Origin of the sequence: Longimicrobium sp., from assembly GCF_036280135.1 — a bacterium.
GTDB lineage: Bacteria > Gemmatimonadota > Gemmatimonadetes > Longimicrobiales > Longimicrobiaceae > Longimicrobium.
Window position 1 is genome coordinate 1 of sequence record NZ_DASURI010000248.1, and the last position, 3299, is coordinate 3299.

Genomic DNA, 3299 nt, shown 5'->3' on the forward strand with positions numbered 1-3299 from the left:
ACTGCGGATCGCGGATGCGTCCCAGCGCGCGGCTGGCGAGCATCCGCACGCGCGGGTCGTCGTGCCGCAGCCCCGCCGCGAGGGCCGCGTCCGTGGCGTCGCGCCGGTCTTCCGCGAGCAGGATGCGCCCGACGAGCGCCGAGTCGGCGGCGGATTGCGCGCGGACCGTCGCCGGCGCGAGCAGCAGGAGGAAAATCCAGAGCTTCTTCATGGCACCAGGTGCGCGGTCAGGGGAAGCGGCAACGCCTACAGTGTCGCGCGCCGGCCCGCGATCCGCCACCCCATCCGCCGGTTTTCATCCGCGGAGCCGGAGGAGGGCACGTCGGATGCGTTGGTCTCGCTCCTCGTTCCGCCCCTCTGCCCGATCCTGGATCTCTCGATGACCGACGCAGTCAATCGCCTGGACCTGCCGCTGTCGGACCTCGTCGCGTGCTTCACCTCGGGCGATCCGTGCCCGGGCGTGGGGACGGCGGCTGGCGTGGCGGGCGCGGTCGCGGCGGGGCTGATCGGGATGGTGGCGCAGATCACCTGCCGCAACGAGGAGGAGCCCGGCTTCCGCGATCGGGCCACGGAAATCGCGGGACAGGCCGCGACCATCGGCGAGCGGCTCACGCGGAGCATCGCCGAGGATGCCCGCATCTTTCAGCGCGTGATCGAGGCGCGAAGGGCGCGGGACGCGGCGGACGAGTCTGAGAAGGAGGCGCTCGCCGCGAAGGCCGTCGAGGCGCTCCGTCCCGCCATCGAGCTGCCGCTGGAGGTCGCGGAGGCGAGCCTGGCGCTGGCGGTCCTGGCGAAGGAGCTGTTCGATCACGGGATGCGGAGCGCATCCAGCGACGCGCGCACGGCGGCGAGTCTCGCGCTGGCTGGCGCGGAAAGCTCGCTGGCGGCTGTGACGCTGAACCTGGAGCCCTTCGAATCGGACGCGTGGGCCGTGCGAAAGCGCGAGGAGTCGGCCCGCATCTGGCGCCAGCTGCTCGCGTTGCGCGATTCCCTCCCCGCGCCCGTCTGAATCGAGCAACAGAAAACTGAATTCTCACGCAGAGGGAGCAGGGGCAGCAGAGTACTTCATCGCGCGATGAAATCCTCTGCTGCCCCTGCTCCCTCTGCGTGAGAAAATCGTTTCAGGATGCCGCGCTTATCCGCGGATCCTGCCCGCGAGCAGCTTCCAGTACGACACGGGCGCCAAACGAGCGAGCAGCGACAGCGCGTGCGCGTCCTTGCCGACGAGCACACGCGACTTCCGCTGCTCGATGCCCCGGACGATGATCTCGCCCGCTTCGTCCGGCGGCAGCCGCAGCATGCGGTTGGTGCGCGCGCGGCGCCGCGCCACTTCGTCCTCCGACACGCCGGCGGGCACGCGCGCGCTGTTGGCGATCTGCGTCGCCACACCGCCGGGGTGCACGACGGTCACGCCCACGTTCGATCCCACCAGCTCGTGCCGCAGCCCCTCGCTGAACCCGCGCACGGCGAACTTGCTGGACGCATACGCCACCTGCCCCGCCGGCGCCACCAAGCCGAAGACGCTCGACAGGTTCACCAGCCGCGCGTCGTCACTGGCGCGCAGCAGGGGCAAAAAGGCGCGCGTCATCCGCACCACGCCCCAGAAGTTGATCTCGAACAGCCACTCGAAGTCCGCCTCGCTCACCTGCTCGAACGTGCCGCCCACGGCCACGCCCGCGTTGTTGACGAGGAGGTCCACGCCCGGGTGCTCCGCCGTCACCTGGGCCGGGAACGCCGCCACCGCCGCGCGGTCCGACACGTCCAGGCGATGGCGGCTGATGCGCAGACCCGGCGCGCCGACGAGCGCCGCCGTCTCCGCCAGCCCCGCCTCGTTCACGTCCACCAGAGCCAGGTGGCAGCCGCGCCGGGCCAGCGACGCAGCCACGGCCCGCCCGATCCCGCTCGCCGCGCCCGTGACGACGGCCGTCCGCCCCGCCAACCGCATCGTCCGGCTCATCGCCCGGCCTCCGTGGAGGTGGATCGCCCGCGCGCGGCCCCTGCCCCGCCCCGGCGAAACTCCAGCGCGGGGTCGTCCACGCGGCCCATTCGGAGCGACAGCAGGTCCTTCACGTAGTTCTGGTGCAGCCGCCAGGGCGCCTTCGACCCCTGCCGCGGCAGGCTGTCCAGCGCCCGCCGCACGTAGCCCGAAGTGAAATCCAGCACGGGCTCCTCCGCGAGCGATGGGTCCGTGCGGCGCGGCGTGACCTGCACCAGGCCGTGGCGCCGCATGTGGTTCAGCAGGCGGCAGACGTGCTGGGCCACGAGGTCGCACTTGAGCGTCCACGAGGCGTTCGTGTAGCCGAACGCGGACGCCACGTTGGGCACGTCGCTGTACATCATCCCCTTGTACGCCATCGTCCTGGCGAGATCGACCGTCTGCCCGTCGACGGCGAGGGTCACGCCGGCCAGGATCTTCAGGTTCAGCCCCGTGGCCGTGACGACGACGTCCGCATCCAGTTCCGCGCCGGAGCGCAGGCGGATGCCCGTCTCCGTGAACGTCTCGATGTGATCTGTGACGACGGACGCGCGGCCGCCGCGGATCGCCTGGAACAGGTCACCGTCCGGGACGATGCACAGGCGCTCGTCCCACGGCTCGTACCGCGGACGAAAGTGCGTGTCCACGTCGTATTCCGGGCCCAGCGCCATCCGCACGCCCTTGCGCAGCGCCTTCTTGAAGAGCGCCGGGCGCTTGCGCGCCAGGGTGTAGTAGAACATGCTCTTGAGCACGTTCTTCCACCGGGTGGCCGCGTACGCCGCGCCCTCCGGCAACGCACGCCGCAGGGCGTGGGCAATGCGGTCCTGCCCCGGCTGCGCGGCAACGTACGTGGGCGAGCGCTGCAGCATGGTCACGTGCGCCGCCCTTTGCGCCATCGCGGGGACAATCGTGACGGCCGTGGCCCCGCTGCCGATGACGACGACGCGCTTCCCCGCATAGTCCAGGTCCCGCGGCCAGTGCTGCGGATGAACGATGCGCCCCCCGAAGCGCTCCGTCCCCGGCCACGCGGGCGTGTAGCCCTGCGCGTAGTCGTAGTAGCCCGTGCAGGTGTAGAGAAATCCGCAGGTCAGGCGGACGATCGCGCGCTCCGGGCCCGCCTCCGCCGTCACCGTCCAGCGCGCCTCCGCGGACGACCACTCCGCCCGCACCACGCGGTGCCGAAAGCGGATCCGGCGGTCGATGCCGTACGCGCGCGCCGTCTCCTCGATGTACGCCTTGATGGACGGGCCGTCCGCGATGGCTTTCCCTTCGCGCCACGGGCGAAACCGGTAGCCCAGCGTGTACATGTCGCTATCGGAGCGGA

4 protein-coding genes are annotated in these 3299 nt (G+C 71.2%); 1 reads left to right on the plus strand and 3 read right to left on the minus strand.

From position 1 onward, the window contains the following. On the minus strand, positions 1–211 hold a 211-nt coding region (locus VFZ20_RS07695; RefSeq protein ID WP_329683267.1), incomplete at its 3' end, for a hypothetical protein. 168 nt (positions 212–379) lie between these two features. Between VFZ20_RS07695 and VFZ20_RS07700 the strand changes: the two genes are divergently transcribed. Then, complete coding sequence (locus tag VFZ20_RS07700) at positions 380–1009, plus strand: cyclodeaminase/cyclohydrolase family protein (RefSeq protein ID WP_329683268.1); 630 nt, start codon at positions 380–382, stop codon at positions 1007–1009. A gap of 126 nt (positions 1010–1135) precedes the next feature. Here VFZ20_RS07700 and VFZ20_RS07705 read toward each other — a convergent pair whose 3' ends face one another. Both VFZ20_RS07705 and VFZ20_RS07710 read right to left on the minus strand, forming a co-directional pair. Continuing rightward, a complete protein-coding gene (locus tag VFZ20_RS07705; RefSeq protein WP_329683269.1) occupies positions 1136–1957 on the minus strand; it encodes an SDR family NAD(P)-dependent oxidoreductase in 822 nt (273 codons plus the stop codon). Beyond that, the coding region (locus VFZ20_RS07710) for an NAD(P)/FAD-dependent oxidoreductase (RefSeq protein WP_329683270.1) at positions 1954–3299 on the minus strand (1346 nt) is incomplete at its 5' end. The genes VFZ20_RS07705 and VFZ20_RS07710, both read right to left, overlap by 4 nt.